Origin of the sequence: Curtobacterium herbarum (genome assembly GCF_016907335.1) — a bacterium.
Taxonomy (GTDB): Bacteria; Actinomycetota; Actinomycetes; order Actinomycetales; family Microbacteriaceae; genus Curtobacterium; species Curtobacterium herbarum.
Window position 1 is genome coordinate 2,052,838 of the sequence record NZ_JAFBBT010000001.1, and the last position, 25,027, is coordinate 2,077,864.

Sequence of the window (25,027 nt, forward strand, 5' to 3'; positions counted from 1 at the left end):
GCAACCATCCGGACCATGTCGGTGGAGAACTCCCGTGCACGACGGGCCAGGCAGCGCAGACGACGAGCCCGACGAAGGCCTGGAGAGCTACGAGAGCACCGAGACCTACGAGAGCTCCTGGCGCGGGTAGATCACCTTCTGCACGATGATGATCACCGACGCCGCTGCCGGCACCGCCACGAGCGCACCGAGCACGCCGCCGATCGTGGCACCGGCGACCGCCGCGATGACGACGAGCGCCCCCGGCACCTGCACGGCGCGGGACATGATGCGCGGCGAGATGATGTACGCCTCGACCTGCATGTAGACGAGGTAGTAGATCGCCGCCGCCAGCGCCGTCGCGGGTGACGCGAACAGGCAGAGCAGCGAGATGAGGACCGCCGCACCGAGGGTCCCGACGAGCGGGATGAGCGAGCCGAGGAACGCGAAGGACGCCAGGAGCACCGGCAGCGGCGCCCCGATGACGAGGAGCCAGATGATGCTGAGCACGCCGTTGATGCCGGCCTGGGTGATCTGCCCGACGACGTAGCGGCCGACCGAGGAGGTCACCTGCTCACTGACCTCGACGAAGTTGTCGCGACGCGAGGCCGGCACGAAGCGGTAGACCATCGTCTTGAGCCCGCGCATCGAGGCGAGGAAGTACAGCATCAGGATGATGACGATGAGGGCCCCGGTCAACCCGGACAGGATGCCGCTGCCGACCGCCAGGATCCCGCCGCCGAGGCTGAGCAGGTTGCCCGGGTTCTCGACGAACTGCTGCGCCGAGTCGAGCGCGTGGTCGACGTCGAACGAGCCCTCGAACTGCCGGGCCAGGTCCTGCACCCACCCCTGCTTCGAGATGTCCCCGACGATCTCCGGGAAGTTCTGCACCAGGTTCGTCGCCTGGTTCACCAGGATCGGCACGATCGCGAAGACGACCCCGACGAAGGCACCGAGCACGACGACGACCACGATGAGGATCGCCGCCCACCGAGGGATGTACCGCTCGAGCAGGTTCACGAGGGGGTCGAGGCCCAGGGCGATGAACAGCGCGACGCCGATGTAGACGAGCACCGTGCCGAGCTCGTTGACGAGGGACCCGGCGAGGAGCGCGACGAGGACGCCGATCGCCCCCATGAAGCCGATGCGGAAGGCGTTGACGCGCACGCCGGTACCGGCCCGGCTCACCTCGAACATCACGTTCGGGGTGGGCGCGTGACTCGTGTCTTCGGGAGGGCGCTTCTTGGACGGCAGGTGCACGTAGGGCGGGCGGGACTTGAACCCGCGAATCGTTCGGTTATGAGCCGACTGCCTTGACCAGCTTGGCTACCGCCCCTCGGGGGCCGAGGCCACCGGCTCCCCACGATACAACGCCTCGAACGTCGAGAGCGTGCGGTTGATGTCGTGTGCCTCGATCATGGTCAGGCTGCGCTGCCGCATCGCCTGGTAGTCGGCATCCGGAGCGGTCAGCACCGAGGTGAGCTTCGCCGCCAGGTCGTGCTCGTCGCCGGGGGTGAACAGGTATCCGTTGCCGTCGATCAGGTGCGGCAGCGCCATCGAGTCCGCCGCGACGACCGGCAGCCCGGAGGCCATCGCCTCGAGCGACGAGATGCTCTGCAGTTCCGCCGTGGACGGCATCACGAAGACGGTGCCCTCGGTGAGCGTCCGGAGCTTGACCTCGTCGGGCACGAACCCGAGGAAGCGGACCCGGTCCTCGACCCCGAGCTCCTTCGCGAGCGCGGTCAGCTTCGGGATCATGTCGCCGTCGCCGACGATCGTGAAGCGGGCGTCGAGTGCGGCCGGCAGCAGCGGGAGCGCCCGGATCATGACGTCGAGGTTCTTCTCCGGCGCGACCCGGCCGACGAAGACGATGTCGTTGCCCGCGGGCCGACCGGAGGCCGCCGTGTAGCGCGTCGCGTCGACGCCGCACGAGATGGCGAGCACGGGCTGCCCGGCGATCGCGTCGCGCAGGTAGTCGGCGGCGAGCTCGGTCGGCGTGGTGATCGCCTCGGCCAGGCGGTACGTCTTCGCCGCGTCCGCCCACGCGATCTTCAGGGCGAGCGGCGTCGTGCGCTTGCCGAACGGCGTGTACTCGAGCAGGTTCTCCGGCATGAAGTGGTTCGTGCCGATGATCCGGATCCCCCGGTCGTGCGCTTCGCGGGCGACACCGCGGCCGACGACGATGTGGGACTGGATGTGCACGACGTCGGGTCGCAGCGCCGCGATGATCGGCGCGGTGTGCTTGCGGACGGTCCACGGCCAGGCGAAGCGGTACCACTCGTGCGCGGGCCACCGGTACGAGGCCAGCCGGTGCACCGTGAGCGTCACGCCCCGGTACTCCTCGTCGAACGACCCGGCGTGCCACCAGTTCCAGGACGGCGCGATGATGTGCACCTCGTGCCCGCGGGCGGCGAGCCCGAGCGCGAGTTCCTCGGTGAAGGTCGCGGCACCGTTCACGTCCGGCGCGAACGTGTCGGCGGCGATGAGCACCCGCAGCGGCCGTCGCCCTCCGGTGGCGGCCGTGGTGTCGGTCGTCTCGGTCGTGGCGTCTGCTGACACGGCGGGGGTCGTCCTCTCGTCGCGAACGCCGGCACGCGTGGTGGTCGCACGCCGGTCTGGTCGGTTCGGAACGCTACCGCACCCCTCTGGCCGCCCGCCTCAGCCGCGCGGCGGACCCGCGTCATCCCCCGGGACGGCGCCGACCGTCGGGCGCGGGCCGGCTGACGGACGGGAGGCGCGCCTCCCGTCCGACATCACCGTCGCGAGTCCGGGTGGTGCTTGGCCAGCAGGAAGACGCCGGTGATCGCGATCGCTCCGGCGACCAGGAAGCCGATGCCGGCGCCGACGGGGGCACCGGCGGCCTCGTCGAGGACGATGACGCCGATGCCGACCGCGACGATCGGGTCGACGACCGTCAGGCCGGCGATGACGAGGTCGGCGGAGCCGCTCGAGTAGGCGTTCTGGACGAAGTACGCGCCCACGGCGGAGGCGACCACGACGCCGACGATGGCGAAGGCGGTGACCCAGTCGAAGGTGCCGTTGACGATGCGGTTCAGCGTGACCTTCGCCAGGGTGGCGACGAAGCCGTAGAGGATGCCGGCGCCGATGATGTAGTAGAGCGCGTTGCGGCGCTTGGCGACCAGGCGGAACGAGATCACGACGAGCGTCAGGACGATCGCCAGGACCACGAGCACGGTGATGAGCTGGCCGCGGCCGATCGGGCTCTCGCGGCCGTACAGCGCGGCGATGAGCACGAACAGGCCGACGCCGCCGATGCACGTCCACACGGCTCGACGTGCCTGGGTGCCGAGCGGGACGCCGGAGCTCCGCGACGAGAACCACGTCGTCACGACGAGCGCCACGGCACCGAGCGGCTGCACGACGATGAGCGGCGCGTAGGTGATGCTGACGAGCTGCAGGACGATCGCGGCACCGAGCATCAGGGTGCCGAGCACCCAGTTGCCGCTGCCGAGGAGCGCGAGGACGTGCCGGAGCGACAACCCCTTCGACTGCTGTCCGAGACGCGCTTCGACCCGCTGCACTCCGCGGCTCTGGAACTGCGCGCCGAGCGACAGGAACACGGCGCCGACGAGGGCGACGGGGATCATGAGCGCCTGGAACGGGGTGAGGTTCTGCACCACGTCGGGGATCGGCAGGTCCGGTGTCACGGGTCGAGGCTAGCCGACGGGCGCAGATAACCTGGTCGCATGGCCGTCCTCCCGATCCGGATCACCGGTGAACCCGTCCTGCACGCCCCCGCGACCGAGGTCACCGTCTTCGACGACGACCTGCGCACGCTCGTCGCCGACATGTTCGAGACGATGGACCTGGCGCCCGGTGTCGGGCTCGCCGGCCCGCAGGTCGGGGTCGGCCAGCGGCTGTTCGTCTACTCGTGGACGGACGACGACGGTGTGCTCTGGCGCGGTGCCGCGGTCAACCCGGTGCTGTGGACGACTCCCCCGGTGCCGGAGTCGATCGAGGAGCTCGACGAGGACGACGAGTCCGAGGGCTGCCTGTCGGTGCCCGGCGAACGGTTCCCGCTGCGCCGGTCCGAGGGCTCCCTGCTCCGGGCGGTCGACGAGCACGGCGAACCGTTCGAGATCGAGGCGCACGGGTGGCTCGCCCGCGTGTTCCAGCACGAGTACGACCACCTGGACGGCGTGCTGTACGCGGACCGTCTCGTCCACCCGTACGCCAAGCAGGCGCAGAAGGCGATCCGGAAGGCCAGCTGGGGCGGGCCCGGCCAGTCCTGGCTGCCGGGGCGCGACCACCCCGAGGGCTGAGCGCCGACGCAGTCCGCGGCGGCAGCGGCAGCAACGGCAGCGACGGCGGCAGCGCCGAGAGCCCGGTTCAGCCCCGGTACGCCGCCAGTGCGTCGCGCAGCCGCTCGATGTCCGGGTGCCCCGGGCAGTAGCGTTCGAGCCCGGCCGCCAGGTGCGCCTGCGACGAGGTCTCGACGGGTGACCGCCACGGTCCGATCCCGCTGACGGCACACCCTGCCGCGAGCTGCTCGAGCGTGGCGTCCCCGCGGGCGGCGTCGAGCGCGGACCGCTGCTGTGCGGAGGGCTCCGTCCCGGTGATCGGGGCGGCCGTGCACGAGGTACGGGCGTCCTCCCACACCGCCGACGACGTCGTGTAGGTCTCGACCGACGGACCGTTCCCGACCGTGCAGGTGAACGCGAAGACGATCGGCGCGGTACCGGACGAGCCGGACGTCCCGGACGGGTCCGTCGCCCCAGACGGCGACTGCGTGGCGGTCGTCGACGGCCCGTCAGCGGCCTCGGCACGAGCAGTGCCGGTCTCGCTCGAGGAACAGCCGGTCAGCGCCGTCAGGGCGACCCCGAGCGCGAGCACGGCGACGATCGTCGTGGGGCGTCGAGGTCGGCAGTGCACCTGTGGACGTTAACAGCTTCGGCGGGCATGCCGGCTGTGGAAGCGCACCACGACGCCCGGGAACCGCGGACCGAGCTGCCGCCCCAGCCGCCGCTGCTGCAGGAAACGAGAAGGCCCCCACCCCGGAGGGTGAGGGCCTGTCGCTCCCCGAGTTGGACTCGAACCAACAACCTGCCGGTTAACAGCCGGCTGCTCTGCCAATTGAGCTATCGAGGATCACTGTGTGTCCCGCTGGAAGGCGGTTGAACAGCGGGTAACAGCATAGCAGGAAACGTCCAGCGTCCCGCGCATCGGTGCCGCATCCCGGGCGCGCCGCAGAGCTCGACCCGAGGAAGCCCCGGTCAGGACCGCTTCGTCAGTACCCGGCGGCCGGATCGACGACGCCCACGAACCCGGTGCCGTCACCGCCCAGGAACGCCCGGACGTTGGTGGCGACCCGCTCGGCCAGCAGCGGTGCGACCATCTCCGGGGTGTCCGCCTGGTGCGGCGTGATGAGCGCACCCGGTTCGCTCCAGAGCGGGTGGCCGTCCGGCAGCGGCTCCGGGTCGGTCACGTCGAGTCCGGCCGCCGTGATCGCCCCGGACCGCAGGGCGTCGACGAGGGCATCGGTGTCGACCAGGCCACCGCGGGCGATGTTCACCAGGCGGGCGTGGTCCGGCATGATCGCGAACTGGTGCTCGCCGAGGAGCTGCGACGTGTCCGCGGTCATCGCCGCCGCGACCACGACCACGTCGGCGTCCGGCAGGACGGCGTCGAGCTGGTCGGTGGTGACGGTGCGCTCGGCCCCGGGCACCGGCTCCGTCGAGCGCCGGACGACGGTCACGCGGACGTCGAACGGCGCGACGAGCCGCAGGTACTCGAGTGCGATGCCGCCCGCGCCGATGAGCACCACGTGCCGCCCGTACAGGGACGTGCCCTCGGGCTCCCGCGACCAGGAGGTCGTCCGGGCACGCTTCTGCAGCACGCGGAGCGTCGCGAGGGTCAGTGCCAGCGCGTGCTCGGCGACGGGTTCGGCGTAGGCGCCCTTGGCCGAGGTGAACAGCACGCGGTCGCCGTGCTCGGCGATCAGGTGCGCGAAGGCGTCGACGCCGGCGAACGGCAACTGCACCCAGGTCACGCCGGGAGCGGTCGTCAGGGCGTCCTGCAGCCCGTCCGGATCGCTCGCGTCGAGCCACACGATGCCGCGGGTGTCCTCACCGAGGGCGGTCAGGGTCCCACCGGCGCGGCGGACGGCGTCCTCGTGCAGGGCGGTGGGCGTCGGCAGGATCGTCACCGACCCGGGCGTCGGAGTCCGGACGGGCAGGGGTCGCCCGGCGTCCGTCACGACCGCGCGGTGCCCCCGCGCCTGCTGCTGCTCGCTCATGCCCGTCCCGCCGCTCATGCCCGTCCCACCGCTCGTGCCTGTCTCACCACTCGTGCCCGTCCCACCGCTCATGCTTGGCGTACCCCGCCACGGCCGGCGGTCGCCGGCTTCCGCTTCACCGGTCGCGACGCCGTCGCGGCGAGGGTCCGGACGTACGGGTCCAGCGGGTTGTCGAGGACCTCGTCGAACGTACCGAGCCCGACCAGTCGGCCGGCGCTCATGATCGCGACCCGGTCGGCGAGGGCGCGGGCCTCCCGCAGGTCGCTCGAGACGACGATCGCGGCGAACTGGCGGTGCCGCTGGAGGCCGGCCAGGGCCTCCAGGACGGACTGCCGGACGAGCACGTCGACGCCGCGGGCGGGCTCGTCGGCGACGAGCAGCTGCGGCTCCAGGACGAGCGCGCGAGCCAGCGCCACGCGCTGCCGCTGCCCGCTGGACAGCTCCCACGTGTTGAGGCGGAGCACGCCGAGCGGCAGGTGCACGGCGTCGACCAGGCGGGCGACGATGAGGCCGGCTTCCTTCCGGTCGAAGCGGCGGTCGCGGGCGTAGATGGGTTCGGCGATCGCCTCGCCGACGAGCAGGTCCGGGCGCAGACGATCGGCGCCGTCCTGCGGCAGGTAGCCGATCTGCCCGGTCAGGCGCGTGTAGCGGCGCGAGGACTGTCGGAGCCGACGGGTCGGCTGGCCGAGCACGCTGAGCTCCCCGCCGACGATCCGCCGGCGGTGCGCGCCCTCGCCCTCGCCGTGCGTGCCGAGCTGGCCGGCGACGGCGGCGGCGAAGGTCGACTTCCCCGAACCGGACTCGCCGAGCACGGCGAGGATCTCGCCCCACCCGAGCGTCAGGCTCACGCCGTCGACCGCGCGGATCGGGTGCTTCACCGGCCCGCCCCGGTACTCGATGCTGACGTCGTCCGCGACGACGGCCGGACCGTTCTCCCCGGTCATGGAACCCCTTCTCCTGCCGCGTGCGCCCTGCCGCGGTCCACCGCTGGACGGGAGGCCCGGACCACTCGTCCGCGCGACGTGCGTCGCGGACTGGGCCGGGCCTCCTGGCTGGTCGGGTGCACCCGACGGTGTGTCACCGTCCGGTCAGGCCCCGGCCTGCTCCAGTCGCTCCAGCGTACGCCGTCGCTCGGCCTGCTCCGTCGGGTCCGGCACCGGCAGCGACGCCAGGAGCCGCTGCGTGTACGGGTGCTGCGGGGCGCCGAGGACCTCGGCCGTGGTGCCGGTCTCCACCAGGTCACCGCGGTAGAGCACGGCGATCCGGTCGGACAGTGCACCGACGACGGCGAGGTCGTGGCTGATGAACAGCGACGCGAACCCGAAGTCCTGCTGCAGCTCGAGGAAGAGCTCGAGGACGCGGGCCTGCACCGACACGTCGAGCGCACTCGTCGGCTCGTCGGCGATGAGCAGCTTCGGCCGGAGCGCGAGCGACCGGGCGAGCGAGGCGCGCTGGCGCTGCCCGCCGGAGAGCTCGTGCGGGTACCGGTCGCCGTACGCGGCGGGCAGTTGCACGGCCTCCATGAGCTCGTCCACCTGCTTGCGTGCGGCCCGCGGCGACGAGGCGACCCCGTGCACGACGAGCGGCTCGGCGACGCACTCGGCGATCGTCAGCAGCGGGTTGAACGAGGTCGCCGGGTCCTGGAAGACGAACCCGATGTCCTTCCGCAGCCGCTTGAAGTCGCGCTCCCGGTACCCGAGCATCTCGGTGCCGAGGACGGTGAGCGACCCACCGGTGATCTTCGTCAGGCCGGCGATGGCGCGACCGATGGTGGTCTTGCCCGAGCCGGACTCCCCCACCAGGCCGAGGACCTCGCCGGGGCGGATCGTCAGGTCGACGCCCTTCACCGCGCGGAACGCCGGCGAGCCGAGCCGGCCCGGGTACTCGATCTCGAGGCCCCTCGCGGACACGACGGGCTCGACGTCCTCGGTGATCAGGGCACGGCGGGCGACACCGGTCGAGGCCTCCAGCCGCGGTACGGCGGCCAGCAACCGCTTCGTGTAGTCGGCCTGCGGTGCGGCGAAGAGCTGCTCCACGGGGGCTTCCTCGACGACCTCGCCCTGGTACATCACCGCGACCCGGTCGGCCAGGTCGGCGACCACGCCCATGTTGTGCGTGATGATGACGATCGCCGCGCCGAACTCGTCGCGGCACCGGCGGAGCAGGTCGAGGATCTCCGCCTGGACCGTCACGTCGAGCGCCGTGGTCGGCTCGTCGGCGATGATGACGCTCGGCTCGAGCGCCAGGGCACTCGCGATGACGACACGCTGCTTCTGCCCGCCGGAGAACTGGTGCGGGTAGTGGTCGACGCGCACCTCGGGGTCGGGGATGCCGACGCGGCGCAGGTAGTCGATCGCCGTGGCGCGCGCGTCCTTCTTCGAGACCCCGCCGTGGGCGCGCAGGCCCTCGGCGATCTGCCACCCGACGGTGAACACCGGGTTCAGCGCGGTCGACGGCTCCTGGAAGACCATCGCGCCGGCGGTGCCGCGCAGCTCGCGGAGCTTCTGCGACCCGACCGCGACGACGTCGACGCCGTCGAGCAGGACCGCACCGCCGAGCGTCGCCGTCTCCGGCATCAGCCGGAGCATGCTCCGCGCCGTGACCGACTTGCCCGAGCCGGACTCGCCGACCAGGGCGAGCACCTCGCCGGGGCGGACGTCGAGGCTGACGCCCTTGACCGCGTCGACGGCGCCGCCGTCGGTCGCGAAGGTGACGGTGAGGTCGTCGACGACGACGACCGGGTCGGCCGCGGTGCGGCCCGTGTCGGACGGGAGGCCCGTGGTGCTGCCGTTCATGCTGCTGCCCCTTCGGCGGTGGTCGCCTTGTCGCGCGTGGAGACCAGCTTCCCGAGCCGTCGTCGCGCACGCAGGCGGGGGTCGGAGATGTCGTTGAGGCTCTCGCCGATGAACGTCACACCGAGGACGAGCACCACGATCGCGATGCCCGGGTACACGCCCGTCCACCAGACGCCGCTCGCGACGTCGGACAGCGCACGGCTGAGGTCGTAGCCCCACTCGGCGCCCTGGGTCGGGCCGATGCCGAACCCGAGGAAGCCGAGGCCCGCCAGGGTGAGCACCGCGTCGCTGGCGTTCAGGGTGAGGATGAGCGGCAGCGACCGGGTCGAGTTCCGGAGCACGTGCCGGGTCATGATCCGCCACGGGTTCGTGCCGATGACCCGTGCCGACTCCACGAAGGCGTCGTTCTTCAGGCGCACGGCCTCGGCGCGGACCACCCGGAAGTACTGCGGGATGTAGACCACGGTGATCGAGATCGCCGCCGCCGTGATGCCGCCCCAGTAGTTCGAGTCACCGCCGGAGACGACGATCGAGACCACGATCGCGAGCAGCAGCGATGGGAACGCGTAGATGGCGTCCGCGACGACCACGAGCACCCGGTCGAGCCAGCCGCCGATGTAGCCCGACACCATGCCGAGCAGGACGCCGATCGCGATCGAGACGACCACGGCGACGATGACGACGAGCACCGCGGTGCGCGTGCCGTAGACGACGCGGCTGAACACGTCGAGGCCACCGACCGTGGTGCCCCAGATGTGCTCGGCGCTCGGGGCGCCGGTGCGGGGGAAGTTCACTCCGTCCGCACCCTGCTGGTCACCGAACCCGTACGGGGCGATGAGCGGGGCGAACACCGCGACGAGCAGGTACAGGGCGCAGATGACGACGCCGACGATGAGCATGGCGCGCTGCCATCCGGTGCTCCGGCGGAGCTGGACGACGACGGGGAGCCGCTTCCACAGCGGCTCGTGGCGGTCGACGAGGGTGATGTCGGACATCGTCAGAACCTCACTCTCGGGTCGATGAGCGCCGCGACGACGTCGACGGCGAAGTTGGTGACGGCGACGATCACCGCCAGCATCGCGACGATGCCCTGCACGGCGACGAAGTCGCGGGCGGACAGGTACTGGTTGAGCTCGAAGCCGAGCCCGCGCCAGCCGAAGGTCGTCTCGGTGAGGACCGAGCCGCCGAGCAGCATCGCGATCTGCAGGCCCATCACGGTGATGATCGGCACCAGGGCCGGTCGGAACGCGTGGGTCCGGACCAGCCTGGACTCCCGGACACCGCGTGAGCGGGCGGCGTCGACGTACTCGGAGCCGAGCGAGCCGATCATGTTCGCGCGCACCAGGCGCAGGAAGATGCCGGCGGTCAGCAGTCCGAGCGTCAGCGCCGGCAGGACCGCGTGCAGCAGGACGTCGCCGATGATCTGGCCGTTGCCGGTCCGGATCGCGTCGATGAGGAACACCCCGGTGGGGTTGTCGATGCGGTCGAGGATCAACTGCACCCGGGTCGAGGCCCGGTCGCCGAGCGGCAGCCACCCGAGCCACACCGAGAAGACGAGCTTGAGCAGCAGACCGCCGAAGAAGACCGGCGTCGCGTAGGTCAGGATCGCGAGGGCCCGGAGCAGGACGTCGGGCCACTTGTCGCGGAGGTACGCGGCGAGCATGCCGAGCGGGATGCCGAGCACGAGGGCGACGATGAGGGCGTAGAACACCAGCTCTGCCGTCGCGCCGCCGTACTGCAGGATGATCTCGGTCACCGGGCGGTTGTCGGTCACCGACGAGCCGAAGTCACCGCGGACGATCTGGCCCAGGTACTCGATGTACTGGACGATCACCGGGCGGTCGTAGCCGGCGGCGTGCAGGCGTTCCTGCAGCTGCGTGGGCGTGAGCCGCCCGCCGACCGACGCGGTGATGGGGTTCCCGACGACGCGCATCAGGAAGAAGACCAGGGTCACCAGGATGAACACGGTCGGGAAGATCAGGAGGAAGCGGATGAGGATGTACCGGCCGAGTCCGCCGCCCTGTCCCTTGGCACGTCGCTGTGCCTGGGGTTTCGTGGGCTCGGTCTCGATCGCCTCTGGGTTCGTGAGGGTCACGGGGTGTGTGCCTTTCGCATGACGCCGAGAGGGGGCGCTCCTCGTGGGAGCGCCCCCTGCCGTGCGTCTGGTTACTTGGTGATGGTCCCGTAGCGGAACTTGAAGGACGCGTCGAGGGTGACACCCTTGACGTCCTTGCCGGCCACGGCGACCGACTTGCCCTGCAGGAGCGGGAGGGTCGAGATCTGCTCGGCCTCACGCTGCTGGGCCTTCTCGATGATCCCGGCGCGCTTGTCCTTGTCGGACTCCTCCTGCTCGTCGGCGATCAGACCCTGGATGGTCGGGTCGTCGTAGTGGTTCTGCACGAAGTTGTCCTTCGTGAAGAACGGCGAGAGGTAGTTGTCGGCGTCCGAGAAGTCCGGGAACCACCCGAGCTGGTACAGCGGGTAGGCGTCCTTCGTGCGCTCGACCGCGTAGGTCGTGTAGACCGTGGACTGGATGTTCACGGTGAACAGGCCCGACTTCTCGAGCTGGGTCTTCAGCGTGGCGTACTCGTCGTCCGAGGCCGAGCCGTAGTGGTCCGGCGAGTACTGGATGTCGAGCTCGATCTTGCCCGAGACGCCGGCGTCCTTGAGCGTCTGCTTGGCCTTGTCGAGGTCCGGCGCACCGTTGCCGTCACCGTAGAGCGTCTTGAACGGCGTCGCCGCACCGGTCAGGCCGTCCGGCACCATCGAGTACACGGGCGTGTAGGTGTCGTTGTAGACCTCCTTGGCGAGCTCGTCGCGGTCGACGACGTCCGCGACGGCCTGGCGCACGGCCAGGGCCTTCGCCTCGTCGGCATCCGACTGGCCGGTGCCGAAGGGCTGCGTCTTGAAGTTGAAGACGACGTAGCGGATCTCGCCGCCGGGGCCGTCGATGACCTGCAGCTTGGAGTCCTTGCGGAGCGACGAGATGTCGGTCGGGGTCAGGGAGCGGTACGCCACGTCGACGTCGCCCTTCTGGACCGCGAGCTTCAGGTCGGTCTCCTTGGTGAAGTACTGGGCGGTGACGTCCTTGGTCTTCGCCTTGTCGAGGACACCGTCGTACTTGTCGTTCGCCGCGTACGCGATCAGGTCGTTCTCCTTGTAGGAGGTGATCTTGTACTGACCGGCGAACGCGTTGCCCTTGACGATGTCGGCGGCGCTGGTGAGCTTCGTCGCCGAGAAGACGTCCTCGTCGACGATCGGACCGGCGGGGCTCGAGAGCACCTGCGGCCAGGTCTGGTCGGCGTGGTCGAGGTTGAAGACGACCGTCGTGGCGTCCGGGGTGTCGATGCTCTTGAGGTTCGCGAGCAGCGACCAGGGGCCGTTGTCGTTCTTGATCTTCAGGTCGCGCTCGAACGAGAACTTGACGTCGCTCGAGGTGAGCTTGTTGCCGTTCGCGAACTCGAGCCCCTTCTTCAGGGTCACCTCGTACGTCGTCGGGCTGGTGAACTCCGCCTTCGTGGCGATGTCCGGCTCGACGTCCGGGCTGCCCGTCGGGGTGTTCATGAGGAACGGGAACACCTGGTTCTGCACGGCGAACGAGCCGTTGTCGTACGAGCCGGCCGGGTCGAGCGAGGTGATCTTGTCGGTCGTGCCGATGATCAGGCCGTTGAGGTCGCCGGAGCCACCGCTGGTGCCGCCTGCGCAGCCGGTGAGCACGAGCGCGGTCGCAGCGGCGCCGGCGCCGAGTGCGAGGGTGCGCTTGCCCCATGTGGAAACGGATGCCATGTCCGATTGCCTCTCTGAATGTGGTTGCAAGAGTCCTGGGACCGAGTGGAACGGGCTGTGACCGGTCGCAGGGACGTTCAATGGTCACACCCTGCCAGACATCGGGAGCCGTCGGGGGCTGATTGTTTACACCGCTGTAACGCAGGATCGCGTCTGCGAGCGCATGATCGAGGGCAGTGTGCCCGGCGCGGCGCGCAGCTTCCTTGCGCCCTGCCGAGAACTGTTGCGTCCAGCAACTCCTCGGTTCCGCGGCGGTCGGAGGGGCGTCTGTCGCCCGCCCCGCCGGACGACGGGGCCAGACGGCAGGTCAGGCGGCGGGCCCAGACGGCGCGGTGCGCTCAGGCGCCGACGGCGCGGTGCGCGCAGGCGCCGGGCGGTGCGCTCAGGCGCCGGGGGTGTCCGCGCGGAGCCGCATCCGCTGTGCGTCGAGGTCCATCAACTGGCGCTGCACATCCGCCCGACGCTCCTGGTCGGACGGATCGGTGCGCTGCAACTGTCCGAGCAGCGAGGCCTTCCGCGCGAGCAGGTCACGCTCGACCAGGGCCACGACGATGCCACGGCAGTAGATCGCCAGGTCTTCGTCCGACCGCGCGGGGATCGGTGCGAGTGCGAGTTCCTGCACGAGCGACCGGAACGGCGCGGGGACGTCGGCCAGGAGCTTGTCGAGCCACGCCCGGTCCCCCACCGCGTCGATGTTCGCCACGACGGCATCACGGACCACCGAGAGCATCCGCGCCGAGAACGTCGCCGACGCTGCCAGCGCGAGCAAGGGGACGCCCACCGACTGCGGCTGCTGCACCATCGCCATCACGGCGTCGCGCTCCATCCGGGCGATCGGGTCGTCCGGCAGGGACCGGAGGCTCGCCTGCGGTTCCTCGGGCACGCCCGAGCCATCCCCGGATCCGTTGGTCCCGGTGCCGCGACCGTTCTGCCCGGCGCCGGACGGGCCTCCGTTCCGGGCGCCCTGGCCACCGTCGGACGGGCGACGACGGACCGAGGCGACCGCACGACGGACGTCCTCGATGTCCATGCCGAGCCACCCGGCGGTGTTGCGGATGTAGCCGTCGGCGAGTGCGCGGTCGCGGATGTCCGCGATGACCGGCGCGCACTCGCGGAGCCCGCCGACCCGCCCCTCGACCGTGTCCAGGTCGTGGCCGTCGAGCCGTCGACGGATCATGAACTCGAACATCGGCCGACGGTTCTCGACCAGCCGGCGGATCGCGTCGTCGCCGCGGGCGAGCCGCAGGTCGCACGGGTCGAGCCCGCCCGGGGCGACCGCGACGTACGTCTGCGACGCGAATCGCTGCTCCTCGGCGAACGCTCGGGAGGCGGCGCGCTGCCCGGCCTCGTCCGGGTCGAACGTGAAGACGATCTGGCCGAGCTGCGAGACGTGCTGTCCGGCGGAGTCACCGAGCATCGGACGCAGGACCTTGATGTGATCGACGCCGAACGACGTGCCACACGTGGCCACCGCGGTCGTGATGCCGGCCAGGTGGCACGCCATCACGTCGGTGTAGCCCTCGACGATGACGACCTGCTTGCCCTTCGCGATCTCCTTGCGGGCCAGGTCGAGGCCGTAGAGCACCTGGCTCTTGTGGTAGATCGGGGTCTCCGGCGTGTTGAGGTACTTCGGGCCCTTGTCGTCCTCGAGCAGACGCCGGGCGCCGAACCCGATCGTCGCCCCGGTGACGTCGCGGATCGGCCACATCAGGCGGCCGCGGAACCGGTCGTACGGCGAGCGGTCTCCCTGGCTGACCAGGCCGGCGGCGACGATCTCGTCGATGCTGAACCGCAGCCCCCGCAGGTGGTCCTTGAGCGCGTCGAACGACTTCGGGGCGAACCCGACGCCGAAGTGCTGCGCGGCGGCCGGGTCGAAGCCGCGCTCCCCCAGGAACTGCCGTGCCGGCTCGGCCGCGGCCGTGGTCAGCTGCGCGGTGAAGAACGCCTGCGCGGCCTCGTTCGCGGCGATCAGCCGGGCGCGCGCGTTGTAGTCGGTGCGGGGGCCGTCGCCCTCTTCGTAGTGGAGCGTGAAGCCGATCTTCGCGGCCATCCGCTCGACGGCTTCCTGGAAGGTGGTGTGCTCCTGCGACATCAGGAAGCTGAAGACGTCACCGTCCTCACCGCAGCCGAAGCAGTGGTACCGACCGACCTGGGGGCGGACGTGGAACGACGGGGTGCGCTCGTCGTGGAACGGGCAGAGGCCCTTCAGCGAGCCGACGCCCGCGGACTTCAGGGTGACGTAGTCGCCCACCACGTCGGCGATGTTCACGCGCGCGCGGACCTCGTCGATGTCGTTCCGCGCGATCAGTCCTGCCACCCGACGATTCTAGTTCGGTGTGCCGACGTCAGCGGACGCCTGTGGACGGTGGACACCGAGCGTTCCGTCGCCGGTCGTGCTCAGACCGCGATGTGGACGGACTCCCGCTCCCCCACGACCAGGCGCTTGTGCCAGGCGATGGCCCCCTGGTCGGTGAGGCTCGCGACCTGGTCGACGACGGCCCGGATCCGTCCGGCGTCGTCGCCGGCCGCACGCCAGTCCGCCGCGAAGCCGGGCTCGAGCGCCGTGTCCTCGCGCTCGGCGACCGCGTCGAGCAGCTCGGTCAGGATGCGGCGCTGGTCCTCGTAGACGGGCTGCCGGTCGCCCTGGGTCATGACGAACGCGGCCACGATGCCCTTGAGGACCGCGATCTCGCCGATGATCTCCGGCGGGGTGACGACGCTCGCGGCGAACCGGACCAGGGACCCGGACGCGTAGGAGTCACGGGTGGCGGTCGTCGCGGTCCGGGCGAAGCGGCCGATGAGCTGGCTCGTCAGGTTCTTCAGTCGGGCCTGGTCCTGCCGGGACCCGTCGTACGCGGTCATCCAGAGCGACATCCCACGCAGCCGGTCGAACGCCTCGAGCAGTTCGTCGCGGCTCAGGTCGTCGCCGACCCACGCGTGCATCGCGGTGACGATGTCGTTCTCGCCGACGCGGTCCCCCAGGGCGGCGACGTCGATGAAGCCGGCGACGACGGCGTCCTCGAAGTCGTGCACCGAGTACGCGATGTCGTCGGACAGGTCCATCACCTGGGCCTCGATGCAGCGCTGCCGACGGGGTGCACCGGCGCGGAGCCAGGCAAACGCCTCGTGGTCGTCGTCGTAGAAGCCGAACTTCGTGCGGCCGGAGGAGGCCTCCCCGACACCCTGGGACGCCGGCCACGGGTACTTGCAGCTGGCGTCGAGGGAAGCGCGGGTCAGGTTGAGCCCGTACGCGCGGCCGTCGTCGCCGTACACCTTCGGCTCGAGCCGGGTGAGCAGCCGCAGGGTCTGGGCGTTGCCCTCGAACCCGCCGATGCCGACCGCCCAGGCGTTCACCGCGGTCTCGCCGTTGTGCCCGAACGGCGGGTGCCCGATGTCGTGCGCCAGGCAGGCGGTGTCGACGACGTCCGGGTCGAGGCCCAGGCTGTCGGCGAGCTCGCGCCCCACCTGCGCGACCTCGAGCGAGTGCGTCAGACGGTTGCGGGCGAAGTCCAGGCCGGTGGTCGGGCTGAGCACCTGCGTCTTCGCGGCCAGGCGTCGGAGCGCGCTGGAGTGCAGCAGTCGGGCGCGGTCGCGCGCGAAGTCGCTCCGCCGGCTGCCGTGCTGCTCGGGGAACCAGCGGTCAGCGTCGGCCGGACCGTACGACGAGGTGGCGCTCATCCGCCGCTGTGGTGCATCTCGGCGGCGGCCAGGACCTTGCGGAACTCCGAGTCGACGTCACGGCTCTCGAGCCAGCGGTCCGGCAGCGCGGTCCGCTTGGCATGACCGGCCCGACCACGGGGGCCCTCGACGTCGGCACCCGGGTAGGGCGCGCTCCAGTCGAGCTGGCCGAGCAGGTCGTCGATCTCCTGCAGGCTCGAGGCCATCGCGAGACCGGAGCGGACCTCGCCCCCGATCGGGTACCCCTTGAAGTACCAGGCCACGTGCTTCCGGATGTCCCGGCAGCCGTGCTCTTCCGACTCGAAGAACTCGACGAGCAGTTCGGCGTGCCGGCGGAACGCGACCGCGACCTCGCCGAGGCCCGGGGCGGCCCGGAGGTCCTCGCCACGGAACGCCGCGGCCAGGTCGCCGAAGAGCCACGGACGGCCCAGGCAGCCGCGCCCGACGACCACGCCGTCGCAGCCGGTCTCGTCGACCATGCGCAGGGCGTCGGCGGCGGACCAGATGTCCCCGTTGCCGAGGACCGGGATGTCGGTGATCGTCTCCTTGAGGGTCGCGATCGCCGACCAGTCGGCCTGCCCCGAGTAGTGCTCGTTGGCGGTCCGGGCGTGCAGGGCGACGCTCGCGACACCGGCGTCCCGCGCGATGCGGGCGGCGTCGAGGTAGGTCAGGTGGTCGCCGTCGATGCCCTTGCGCATCTTCACGGTGACCGGGACGTCACCCGCGGCCTGGACGGTCTTCGTGACGAGGTCGCGGAACAGGTCGAGCTTCCACGGCAGCGCCGCACCGCCGCCCTTCCGCGTGACCTTCGGCACCGGGCACCCGAAGTTCAGGTCGATGTGGTCCGCACGGTCTTCGCCGACCAGGATCGTGGCGGCTTCGGCGACGGTGTTCGGTTCGACGCCGTACAGCTGGATCGACCGCGGGGTCTCGGACTCGTGGTGCCGGATGAGTCGCATCGACTCGGGCGTCCGCTCGACCAGGGCGCGGGAGGTGATCATCTCGCACACGTACAGCCCGGCGCCGTACTCACGGCAGAGGCGGCGGTACGCCATGTTCGTGATGCCGGCCATCGGGGCGAGCACGACGGGCGCATCGACCTGGATCGGGCCGATGCGCAGCGGTGCTGCTGCAGCTTGTGTGATCGTCATACGTTCGTCATTCTCCCACGTCGTCGGCCGCCGGTAGCGTTCTCCACATGACCGTTCCGGATGCCGTCACCCGCTTCGACTCCGATGCCGCCGCCCGCGGGCTCGAGGTGCAGGTCGTCGAGCGTCCCGCCGCCGACTCGCTCGAGGCCGCCGCGACCCTGCTCGGCATCGACCCGGGTGACGTCGTCAAGACCCTGGTGGTCAAGCGCCACGACGGTGGGTTCCTGCTGGCGCTCGTCCCCGGCGGCCGGAGCATCGCCTGGAAGAAGCTCCGCACGGTCGTCGGCGTGAACAAGCTGTCGATGCCCGACGCGGCCACCGCGCTCGAGGCCAGCGGCTACGAGCGGGGCACCATCACGCCGATCGGCGCGACGGGTGACCTGCCGGTGTTCGCCGACGAGCGGGTGCTCGGGCGACGGGTCGCCCTCGGCGCCGGCCGACACGGTGCGAGCGCCTTCGTCGACGGCGACGCGCTCGTCGCCGCCTACGACGCGACGGTCGCCGACATCACCGACGAGGAGCCGACCCGCCCCTGACCGCGGTCAGTCGGGGACCTCGGACCAGTCGCCCTCGGCGCCCGGCACGAAGCACGAGTCGCCCTCGCAGACCGGCGCACCGCCGGGGGTGACGAGCGTCAGGAGGGCGGGTCGCGCCTCCGCTCCGGCCGGGAGGCCCGACCCACCACCCACGGGAGCCGTCGCGCCCGTCACCGGGTCACCCCGGCGTCCGCTGCCGCGTCGTCCTCGGCACGCTGGGTGGCCTCGGCGACCTCCTGCGGGGTCGACTCGCGGAGGGCGACCACCTGGCGGAGGACCTGCTCGAACGCGGCCGGGTCCTGCGCGCCGGAGACGCCGTACTTGCCGTCGATGACGAAGAACGGCACGCCGTTGATCCCGTACGCCTGCGCCTGGGACTGGTCGGCGCGGACCGCGGCGAGCTGGCTGTCGTCACGGAGGGTGGCGAGGACCTCGTCGCGGTCGATCCCGACCTCGGCGGCCAGGTCGGCCAGCGAGTCGTCCTGCCCGACGTGCTCACCGCGCTCGAAGTAGGCGGCGAAGAGGCGCTCGACCATCTCGAGCTGCTTGCCGTGCTGCTTGGCGAGGTGGATGACCTGGTGCGCCTTGACCGTGTTGGTGTGACGGAGGGCGTCGTAGTCGTAGTGCAGGTCGACCTGGGCGGCGATGCCGGCGACCTGGTCGATCATCTGCTGCGCCTGCTCGACCGGCAGGCCCTTGTGCTGCGACAGGAACTCGGCTTCGGTGCCCTCGAAGTCGACGGGGGTGTCCGGGCTCAGTTCGAAGGAGTGGTACTCGACCTCGACCGGGCCGCCGAACGCGGAGACGCCCGCCTCGAACTTGCGCTTGCCGATGTAGCACCAGGGGCAGGCGATGTCCGACCAGACATCGACCTTCACGGAGTCGTTCATGCTGACCCCAACGCGGACGCGGTCCCGACATTCCCGCGCCCCGCCGCGGGTCGGTGTCGTCCGGCTGGGCACAACGGAAACCGCCCCGAACCACGGGATCCCGTGGTTCGGGGCGGTTTCTGTTGTGCGGGTCCGGTCGGCGCCAGCCGGACCCGCCGGCCAGCCAGCCCGGCCTCGCGCGCGCTACGCGCCGAGCAGCCGCTCGGCCAGGAAGCCCTGCAGGCGGTCGAGCGACACGCGCTCCTGGCCCATGGTGTCGCGCTCGCGGACGGTGACGGCCTTGTCCTCGAGCGTGTCGAAGTCCACCGTGATGCAGAACGGGGTGCCGATCTCGTCGTGGCGACGGTAGCGACGACCGATCGCACCAGCGTCGTCGAAGTCCACGTTCCAGTTCTTGCGCAGGTCGTCAGCCAGGCCACGGGCGACGGGCGAGAGCTGCTCGTTGCGGGACAGCGGCAGGACCGCGGCCTTCACGGGCGCCAGGCGCGGGTCGAGGCGCAGGACGGTGCGCTTGTCGACGCCGCCCTTCGCGTTCGGGGCCTCGTCCTCGTGGTACGAGTCGAGCAGGAACGCCATCAGCGCACGGGTGAGACCGAACGACGGCTCGATGACGTACGGCACGTACTTCTCGTTCGCAGCCTGGTCGAAGTACCGCAGGTCCTGCCCCGACGCCTCGATGTGGTTCTTCAGGTCGAAGTCGGTGCGGTTCGCGACACCCATGAGCTCGCCCCACTCGGTGCCGGCGAACCCGAAGCGGTACTCGATGTCGGCGGTCGCGTCGGAGTAGTGCGCACGCTCGCCGTCCGGCACGTCGAAGCGACGCAGGTTCTCCGGGTCGATGCCGAGATCGGTGTAGAACGCGACGGCGTCGGCGATCCACTGCTCGTAGTGCTCCTCGGCCGAGGCCGGCGGCACGAAGTACTCGATCTCCATCTGCTCGAACTCGCGGGTCCGGAAGATGAAGTTGCCGGGTGTGATCTCGTTGCGGAAGGCCTTGCCGACCTGACCGATGCCGAACGGGGGCTTCATGCGGCTGGTCGTGACGACCTGCGCGAAGTCGACGAAGATGCCCTGCGCCGTCTCGGGTCGCAGGAAGTTCAGGCCCTCTTCCGACTCGACCGGGCCGAGGTAGGTCTTGAGCATGCCGCTGAACTCGCGGGGCTCGGTCCACTCGCCGCGGGTGCCGCAGTTCGGGCAGGCGATCTCGGCCATGCCGCCCTCGGGACCGCGGCCCTTCTTGGCCTGGAACGCCTCGACCAGGTGGTCCTCGCGGAAGCGGTGGTGGCAGTGCAGGCACTCCACGAGCGGGTCGGTGAACGTGGCGACGTGGCCGGAGGCCTCCCACACCTTGCGGGGCAGGATGACGGCGGAGTCCAGGCCCACCATGTCGCCACGGCCGCGGACGAACCGCTGCCACCACTGGCGCTTGATGTTCTCCTTGAGCTCGACGCCGAGGGGCCCGTAGTCCCAGGCGGAGCGGGATCCGCCGTAGATCTCCCCCGACTGGAAGACGAACCCACGGCGCTTGGCCAGGGCGATGACGCTGTCGAGACGGGAGGGCTGTGCCACTGAGGTGCTCCTGAGTTCGCCGAGCTGGGTGCTCGGTGTGCGGTCGGACCCGGCAATGCTAGCGGCCCGGGAGGCCCGACCCACCGCCGCCCGCTCGCTCACCGCCGCGACGCGCCCGGCTCCACCCCCGCCAGCGCCGCCGCCACGTCGGTCACGTCGTCCGCGTCGTTCCAGAGGTGGAACGCGATCCGCAGGCGCCCGGCCCGCCCCGACGCGGTGATGCCCGCCGCGGTGAGTGCCCGCAGTCCGGTGCCGTCGGCGTCCGGGAAGGTGACGATCGCCTGCCCACCGGTGGCGAGCCCCTGCCGCGGTGACCCGAGCGCGTCGCAGAGCCGGTCTGCGAGTCCGGTGGCGTGCCTCCAGGTCGTGTGCGCGTCGAGCGAGGCGGCGTGCCGGAGCGCGGCGACCGCCCCCGGCCACGCCTGCCAGGCCGGGGAGACGTCGAAGCGGCGGGCGTCGTCGGCCAGGTGCATGGCGGGGCCGTAGCAGGAGGACCAGACGTCCTCGCCCGCGTACCACCCGGCCTGGACGGGGCGGAGGCGGCCGAGCGCGGTGTCGGAGAGCGTCATGAACGCGACGCCGCGGGGTGCGCAGAGCCACTTGTAGGTGTGCGTGATCGTGATGTCGAAGGGCGCGGCGGACACGGGCAGGACGCCGGCGGCCTGGGTCAGGTCGCAGAGCGTCAGCGCGCCGACCCGTCGTGCCGCGGCGAGGACGGGTGCCGGGTCGGTGACCGTGCCGGTGGCGGACTGCACGACGGACCAGGCGACGAGTGCGGTGTCGGGGCCGATCGAGGCGGCGAGCTCGGCGAGGGGGACGCTCCGGACGCGGACGCCGCGGTGCGCCTGCGCCAGGAACGGGAACACGACGGAGCTGAAGTCGCCGTCGGGGACGACCACCTCGGCGCCGTCGGGCAGGGCGTCGGCGACGACGGCGGCCATCACCGAGGTCTGGGAGCCGGTCGCGACCTGCGCTGCCGGCACGCCGACCAGGTCGGCGAAGAGCGCGCGCCCCTCCTCGACGAGGGCACCGTAGTGCGCGGGTGAGGACTCGCCGCGGGACCACGCGTCGAGGTCGGCGCGCTGCGCGGCGAGCGTGGCGTGCGACGGGAGGCCGGCGGTGCACGCCGCGAGGTAGCCGCGGCCGGCGGGGAACGTGTCCATGTCCGACAGGGTCCCGCCGCTCGGGCCATCACGCCAGAGCAGGTTCGTTGTGCCACCGGTAACATCGTGTGATGGACGACATCGACCCGCAGCTGCTCAGGGTCCTGCGTGCCGTCGCCGACAGCGGGTCGATCACCCGGGCGGCCGCCGCGCTCGGGTCGAGCCAACCGGCCGTCAGCCAGCTCCTGACCCGGGCCGAACAGCGGCTCGGGCACGCCCTGGTCCTGCGGGGCGGACGTGGTGCGACACTCACGCACGCCGGACAGGTGCTCGCCGACCACGCCCTGCACGTGCAGGCCGCGCTGACCGCGGCGCGCGAGGACCTCGACGCCGTCGGCGGACTCACCCGTGGGCGTGTCCGGCTCGCCGGGTTCCCGAGCGCGTCCTCGGCCCTCGTGCCCGCGGTGCTCGCCCGGCTCGCCGCCACGGCGCCGGGGGTGACGACCTCGTACGTGGAGGTCGAGCCTCCCGAGGCGCTCGACCTGCTGCGCGGTGGCGAGGTCGACGTCGCCCTCACCTTCACCTACGTCGGCGACGAGGTCGGGGCCGTCCCGGACCCGGGGCTCGTCACCCGGGCGCTCGGTCGCGATCCGCTCGCGCTGGTCACGCCGGTCGGTGCCGGCCAGCCCGTCGGTGCTGGCCAGCCCGTCGGTGCTGGCCAGCCGGTCGGCACTGGCCAGCGCGTCGGTGCCGACCGACCGGGAGGCCCGACTCCGGTCCGCCCCGCCGGCTCCACCGTCGTGGACCTCGCGTCCCACCGCGATGCCCGGTGGATCGGTGGGTGTCCGCGCTGCCGAGGGCACCTGCTCGCCTCGTGCGCGAGTGCGGGGTTCACGCCGGACATCGTCCTCGAGACGGACAACGCGGCCGCGGTGGTGGGGCTCGTCGCCGCCGGACTCGGAGTGGCGCTGCTCCCCCGGCTGGCCCTCGCGACGACGGTCATCCCCGCCGGGGTCGCGATCGACCCCGTGGACGACGACCTGGCCCGCCGCGTCGAGGTCGTCGTCGCCCGCGGTGCCGACCGCGTGCCGAGTGTCCGCGCCGCGCTCGACGCGGTGCGCTCCGCCGCCCACCTGCTCGCCTGACGCGGCCGCGGCCGCGGCGCAGGCCGGCCGGCCAGCGCCGAGCCTCGGCTGAGCGGACACATTGCGGCGCCGGAACGGCGCAACATGTCCGCCAGGCCGAGCCTCGGCCCCGCACGGCGCGCGCCGGCGGCCCCGCCGGGCGCGGCCGGCGGCCCCGCCCGCCGCGCGGCCCGCCGCGCCGGCCGGCATCGGGCGCGCGCCGAGCCTCGGCTGAGCGGACACATTGCGGCGCCCGAACGGCGCAACATGTCCGCCAGGCCGAGCCTCGGCCCCGCACGGCCCCGCACGGCACGCGCCGGGCGCGCCCCGCCGCCGCGCTAGGCGGTCGGCGTGTCGACGGCGCCGCCGTAGCGACGGTCGCGGCTGGCGTACTCCTCGATCGCCCCCCACAGGTCGGAGCGTCGGAAGTCCGGCCAGAGCCGGTCGAGGAACACCATCTCGGCGTACGCCGACTGCCACAGCAGGAAGTTGCTCGTCCGCTGTTCCCCCGAGCTCCGGAGGAACAGGTCGACGTCCGGCAGCTCGGGCACGTACAGCCGCTTCGCCAGGGTCTTCTCGGTCACCTGGCTCGGCTTCAGGCGGCCCGCGGCGACGTCGTCCGCGATGGACCGCACCGCGTCGGCGATCTCGTTCCGCCCGCCGTAGTTGACGCACATCGTCAGGGTCAGGACGTCGTTGTCGGCCGTCATCTCCTCGGCGGTCTGCAGCTCGTCGATGACACTGCGCCAGAGCTTCGGGGTGCGCCCGGCCCAGCGGACCCGCACGCCCCACTCGTTCAGCTGGTCGCGGCGGCGGCGGATGACGTCGCGGTTGAAGCCCATGAGGAACCGGACCTCTTCGGGTGAGCGCTTCCAGTTCTCGGTCGAGAACGCGTAGGCGGAGACGTGCGTGACACCGATCTGGATCGCGCCGGCGACGACGTCGAGCAGCGATGCCTCGCCCGCCTTGTGCCCCTCGATCCGGGTGAGACCACGCTGGTTCGCCCATCGGCCGTTGCCGTCCATCACGATCGCCACGTGGCCGGGCACGAACCGCTTCGGGATCGCCGGGGGCTGCTCGCCGGTCCAGTCCAGGGGCAGGAACGGAGCCGCTTCGGCAGCGGGACGGCGAGGGCTCATGCGCGGGTTCCTCCGAGGGCGGGGTCGTGGTCGTCCGGCGTCGGCACGGCGGGCGCCGGCACCGCTGCGACCGCCGCCGGCACACCACCGGGGTGCGGAGCGAGGGGCGAGGGGTGCTCGGTGCGGTCGACGTGCGGCAACGAACGGAGCGATCGTTCCAGGTGCCACTGCGCGTACGCCGCGACCACGCCGGAGGCCCGCGATCTCGTCCGCTCGTCGGTCACGTCGACGCTGCCCCAGTCCCCCGCCAGCAGCTGCCCGAGGACGGCGAGCGTCGCCGGGTCCAACCGCGGCGTGCCGGGAGGCGCGGCCGAGTCCGCCACGACCCCACCGAGCTGCACGACGAACGCCGAGTGCGGCCCGGGCTCCCCGGTGACCGCGCAGTCGCTGAACGAGGGCGCCCACCCGGCGATGCTCATCGCGCGGAGCAGGTACGAGTCGAGCGTCGCGCTCGGCTGGTGTTCGCCGCGGGACAGGGAGCGGAGGGCCCCGACGAGCAGCAGGTACTGCTGCAGCCCCGCGTCCGCCTCACTCAGTCGGTCGGCGGTCTCGACCATCGCACTCGCAGCGGTGTACGCGCCGTAGTCGGCGACGATCCGGGCGCCGTACGCGCCGAGGGACTCGGCCTGCGTGACGATGTCGAGCGAGCGGCCCTCGTAGAACTGGGCGTCGACGACCATGAACGGTTCGAGCCGCGAGCCGAACTTCGACGCGGTGCGCCGGACGCCCTTCGCGACGGCGCGGATCTTGCCGTGCTCCCGGCTGAGCATCGTGACGATGCGGTCGGCCTCACCGAGCTTGTGGGTGCGCAACACGACGCACTCGTCCCGGTACAGCGGCATGCCTCAAGTATCCCCCGCCCCGCCGACACCTCGGCCCCCTGCCCCAGCCCCTCTGCAGAACACCGGTGTTCGTCCGGAACACCGCGCGATGCCGGTGTTCCACCGACGAACACCGGTGTTTCGCAGATAGGGCGGCGGCCATGGGACGGACGGGAGGCGCGGTGCGGGCCCGCACCGCG

General features: G+C 71.6%; 22 protein-coding genes and 2 tRNA genes. 3 read left to right on the plus strand and 21 right to left on the minus strand.

Annotated elements, in window-relative coordinates; translation table 11 throughout:
* Positions 1-105: 105 nt before the first annotated feature.
* The 4 genes from JOD51_RS09845 to JOD51_RS09860 form a co-directional block, all read right to left on the minus strand.
* On the minus strand, positions 106-1,176 hold the full coding sequence (locus JOD51_RS09845; RefSeq protein ID WP_239539832.1) for an AI-2E family transporter: 1,071 nt from the start codon (positions 1,174-1,176) through the stop codon (positions 106-108).
* A 64-nt stretch (positions 1,177-1,240) separates the two neighbouring features.
* A tRNA-Ile gene (locus JOD51_RS09850) sits at positions 1,241-1,315 on the minus strand.
* Positions 1,306-2,538: a glycosyltransferase gene (locus JOD51_RS09855; protein WP_204608098.1), complete on the minus strand. Its 1,233-nt coding sequence runs from the start codon at positions 2,536-2,538 to the stop codon at positions 1,306-1,308. The genes JOD51_RS09850 and JOD51_RS09855 overlap by 10 nt, the downstream gene beginning before the upstream one ends.
* Positions 2,539-2,732: 194 nt before the next feature.
* Positions 2,733-3,647, minus strand: a complete 915-nt coding sequence (locus JOD51_RS09860) for a DMT family transporter (RefSeq protein ID WP_259557089.1) — start codon at positions 3,645-3,647, stop codon at positions 2,733-2,735.
* A 39-nt stretch (positions 3,648-3,686) separates the two neighbouring features.
* Between JOD51_RS09860 and def the strand changes: the two genes are divergently transcribed.
* A complete protein-coding gene (gene def / locus JOD51_RS09865; RefSeq protein WP_204608099.1) occupies positions 3,687-4,262 on the plus strand; it encodes a peptide deformylase in 576 nt (191 codons plus the stop codon).
* A gap of 67 nt (positions 4,263-4,329) precedes the next feature.
* Here def and JOD51_RS09870 read toward each other — a convergent pair whose 3' ends face one another.
* The 11 genes from JOD51_RS09870 to dusB all read right to left on the minus strand — a co-directional run bounded on the left by JOD51_RS09870 (position 4,330) and on the right by dusB (position 17,645).
* A complete protein-coding gene (locus JOD51_RS09870; RefSeq protein ID WP_204608100.1) occupies positions 4,330-4,872 on the minus strand; it encodes a hypothetical protein in 543 nt (180 codons plus the stop codon).
* Positions 4,873-5,015: 143 nt separating this feature from the next.
* A tRNA-Asn gene (locus JOD51_RS09875) sits at positions 5,016-5,088 on the minus strand.
* Between the two features lie 139 nt (positions 5,089-5,227).
* Positions 5,228-6,235, minus strand: a complete 1,008-nt coding sequence (locus JOD51_RS09880) for a D-isomer specific 2-hydroxyacid dehydrogenase family protein (protein WP_204611063.1) — start codon at positions 6,233-6,235, stop codon at positions 5,228-5,230.
* 68 nt (positions 6,236-6,303) lie between these two features.
* The gene (locus tag JOD51_RS09885) at positions 6,304-7,179 is read right to left on the minus strand and encodes an ATP-binding cassette domain-containing protein (RefSeq protein ID WP_204608101.1); all 876 of its coding nucleotides are present in this window, start codon (positions 7,177-7,179) and stop codon (positions 6,304-6,306) included.
* 144 nt (positions 7,180-7,323) lie between these two features.
* Positions 7,324-9,030, minus strand: coding sequence for an ABC transporter ATP-binding protein (locus tag JOD51_RS09890; protein ID WP_204608102.1), 1,707 nt, complete (start codon positions 9,028-9,030; stop codon positions 7,324-7,326).
* Positions 9,027-10,025 (minus strand): ABC transporter permease, encoded by a 999-nt coding sequence (locus JOD51_RS09895; RefSeq protein ID WP_204608103.1) that lies wholly within the window; start codon positions 10,023-10,025, stop codon positions 9,027-9,029. Before JOD51_RS09895 ends, JOD51_RS09890 begins: the two co-directional genes overlap by 4 nt.
* Before the next feature lie 2 nt (positions 10,026-10,027).
* Entirely contained in the window at positions 10,028-11,125 is a 1,098-nt protein-coding gene (locus JOD51_RS09900; protein ID WP_204608104.1) for an ABC transporter permease, read from the minus strand.
* Positions 11,126-11,196: 71 nt separating this feature from the next.
* Entirely contained in the window at positions 11,197-12,816 is a 1,620-nt protein-coding gene (locus JOD51_RS09905; RefSeq protein WP_204608105.1) for an ABC transporter substrate-binding protein, read from the minus strand.
* A 382-nt stretch (positions 12,817-13,198) separates the two neighbouring features.
* A complete protein-coding gene (dnaG, locus tag JOD51_RS09910) occupies positions 13,199-15,133 on the minus strand; it encodes a DNA primase (RefSeq protein WP_204608106.1) in 1,935 nt (644 codons plus the stop codon).
* 80 nt (positions 15,134-15,213) lie between these two features.
* Positions 15,214-16,494 (minus strand): deoxyguanosinetriphosphate triphosphohydrolase, encoded by a 1,281-nt coding sequence (locus JOD51_RS09915; RefSeq protein ID WP_204608107.1) that lies wholly within the window; start codon positions 16,492-16,494, stop codon positions 15,214-15,216.
* Positions 16,491-17,645 (minus strand): tRNA dihydrouridine synthase DusB, encoded by a 1,155-nt coding sequence (gene dusB, locus JOD51_RS09920; protein ID WP_204608108.1) that lies wholly within the window; start codon positions 17,643-17,645, stop codon positions 16,491-16,493. Before dusB ends, JOD51_RS09915 begins: the two co-directional genes overlap by 4 nt.
* 47 nt (positions 17,646-17,692) lie before the next feature.
* Between dusB and JOD51_RS09925 the strand changes: the two genes are divergently transcribed.
* A complete protein-coding gene (locus JOD51_RS09925) occupies positions 17,693-18,181 on the plus strand; it encodes an aminoacyl-tRNA deacylase (protein WP_204608109.1) in 489 nt (162 codons plus the stop codon).
* A gap of 6 nt (positions 18,182-18,187) precedes the next feature.
* Here the strand turns inward: JOD51_RS09925 and JOD51_RS09930 are convergent, their stop codons facing one another.
* The 4 genes from JOD51_RS09930 to JOD51_RS09945 form a co-directional block, all read right to left on the minus strand.
* Entirely contained in the window at positions 18,188-18,355 is a 168-nt protein-coding gene (locus JOD51_RS09930; protein WP_204608110.1) for a hypothetical protein, read from the minus strand.
* Entirely contained in the window at positions 18,352-19,071 is a 720-nt protein-coding gene (locus JOD51_RS09935; RefSeq protein WP_204608111.1) for a DsbA family oxidoreductase, read from the minus strand. Before JOD51_RS09935 ends, JOD51_RS09930 begins: the two co-directional genes overlap by 4 nt.
* A gap of 183 nt (positions 19,072-19,254) precedes the next feature.
* Positions 19,255-20,640, minus strand: coding sequence for a glycine--tRNA ligase (locus JOD51_RS09940; RefSeq protein ID WP_204608112.1), 1,386 nt, complete (start codon positions 20,638-20,640; stop codon positions 19,255-19,257).
* Between the two features lie 98 nt (positions 20,641-20,738).
* Positions 20,739-21,803, minus strand: coding sequence for an aminotransferase class V-fold PLP-dependent enzyme (locus tag JOD51_RS09945; protein WP_204608113.1), 1,065 nt, complete (start codon positions 21,801-21,803; stop codon positions 20,739-20,741).
* Positions 21,804-21,874: 71 nt separating this feature from the next.
* Here JOD51_RS09945 and JOD51_RS09950 point away from each other — a divergent pair, with 71 nt between their 5' ends.
* Complete coding sequence (locus JOD51_RS09950) at positions 21,875-22,888, plus strand: LysR family transcriptional regulator (RefSeq protein WP_204608114.1); 1,014 nt, start codon at positions 21,875-21,877, stop codon at positions 22,886-22,888.
* A gap of 317 nt (positions 22,889-23,205) precedes the next feature.
* On the opposite strand, the gene JOD51_RS09955 is transcribed toward JOD51_RS09950, so the two are convergent.
* The gene (locus tag JOD51_RS09955) at positions 23,206-24,006 is read right to left on the minus strand and encodes an isoprenyl transferase (RefSeq protein WP_204608115.1); all 801 of its coding nucleotides are present in this window, start codon (positions 24,004-24,006) and stop codon (positions 23,206-23,208) included.
* Positions 24,003-24,848, minus strand: coding sequence for a DNA repair protein RecO (gene recO / locus JOD51_RS09960; protein ID WP_204608116.1), 846 nt, complete (start codon positions 24,846-24,848; stop codon positions 24,003-24,005). Before recO ends, JOD51_RS09955 begins: the two co-directional genes overlap by 4 nt.
* Positions 24,849-25,027 lie beyond the last annotated feature (179 nt).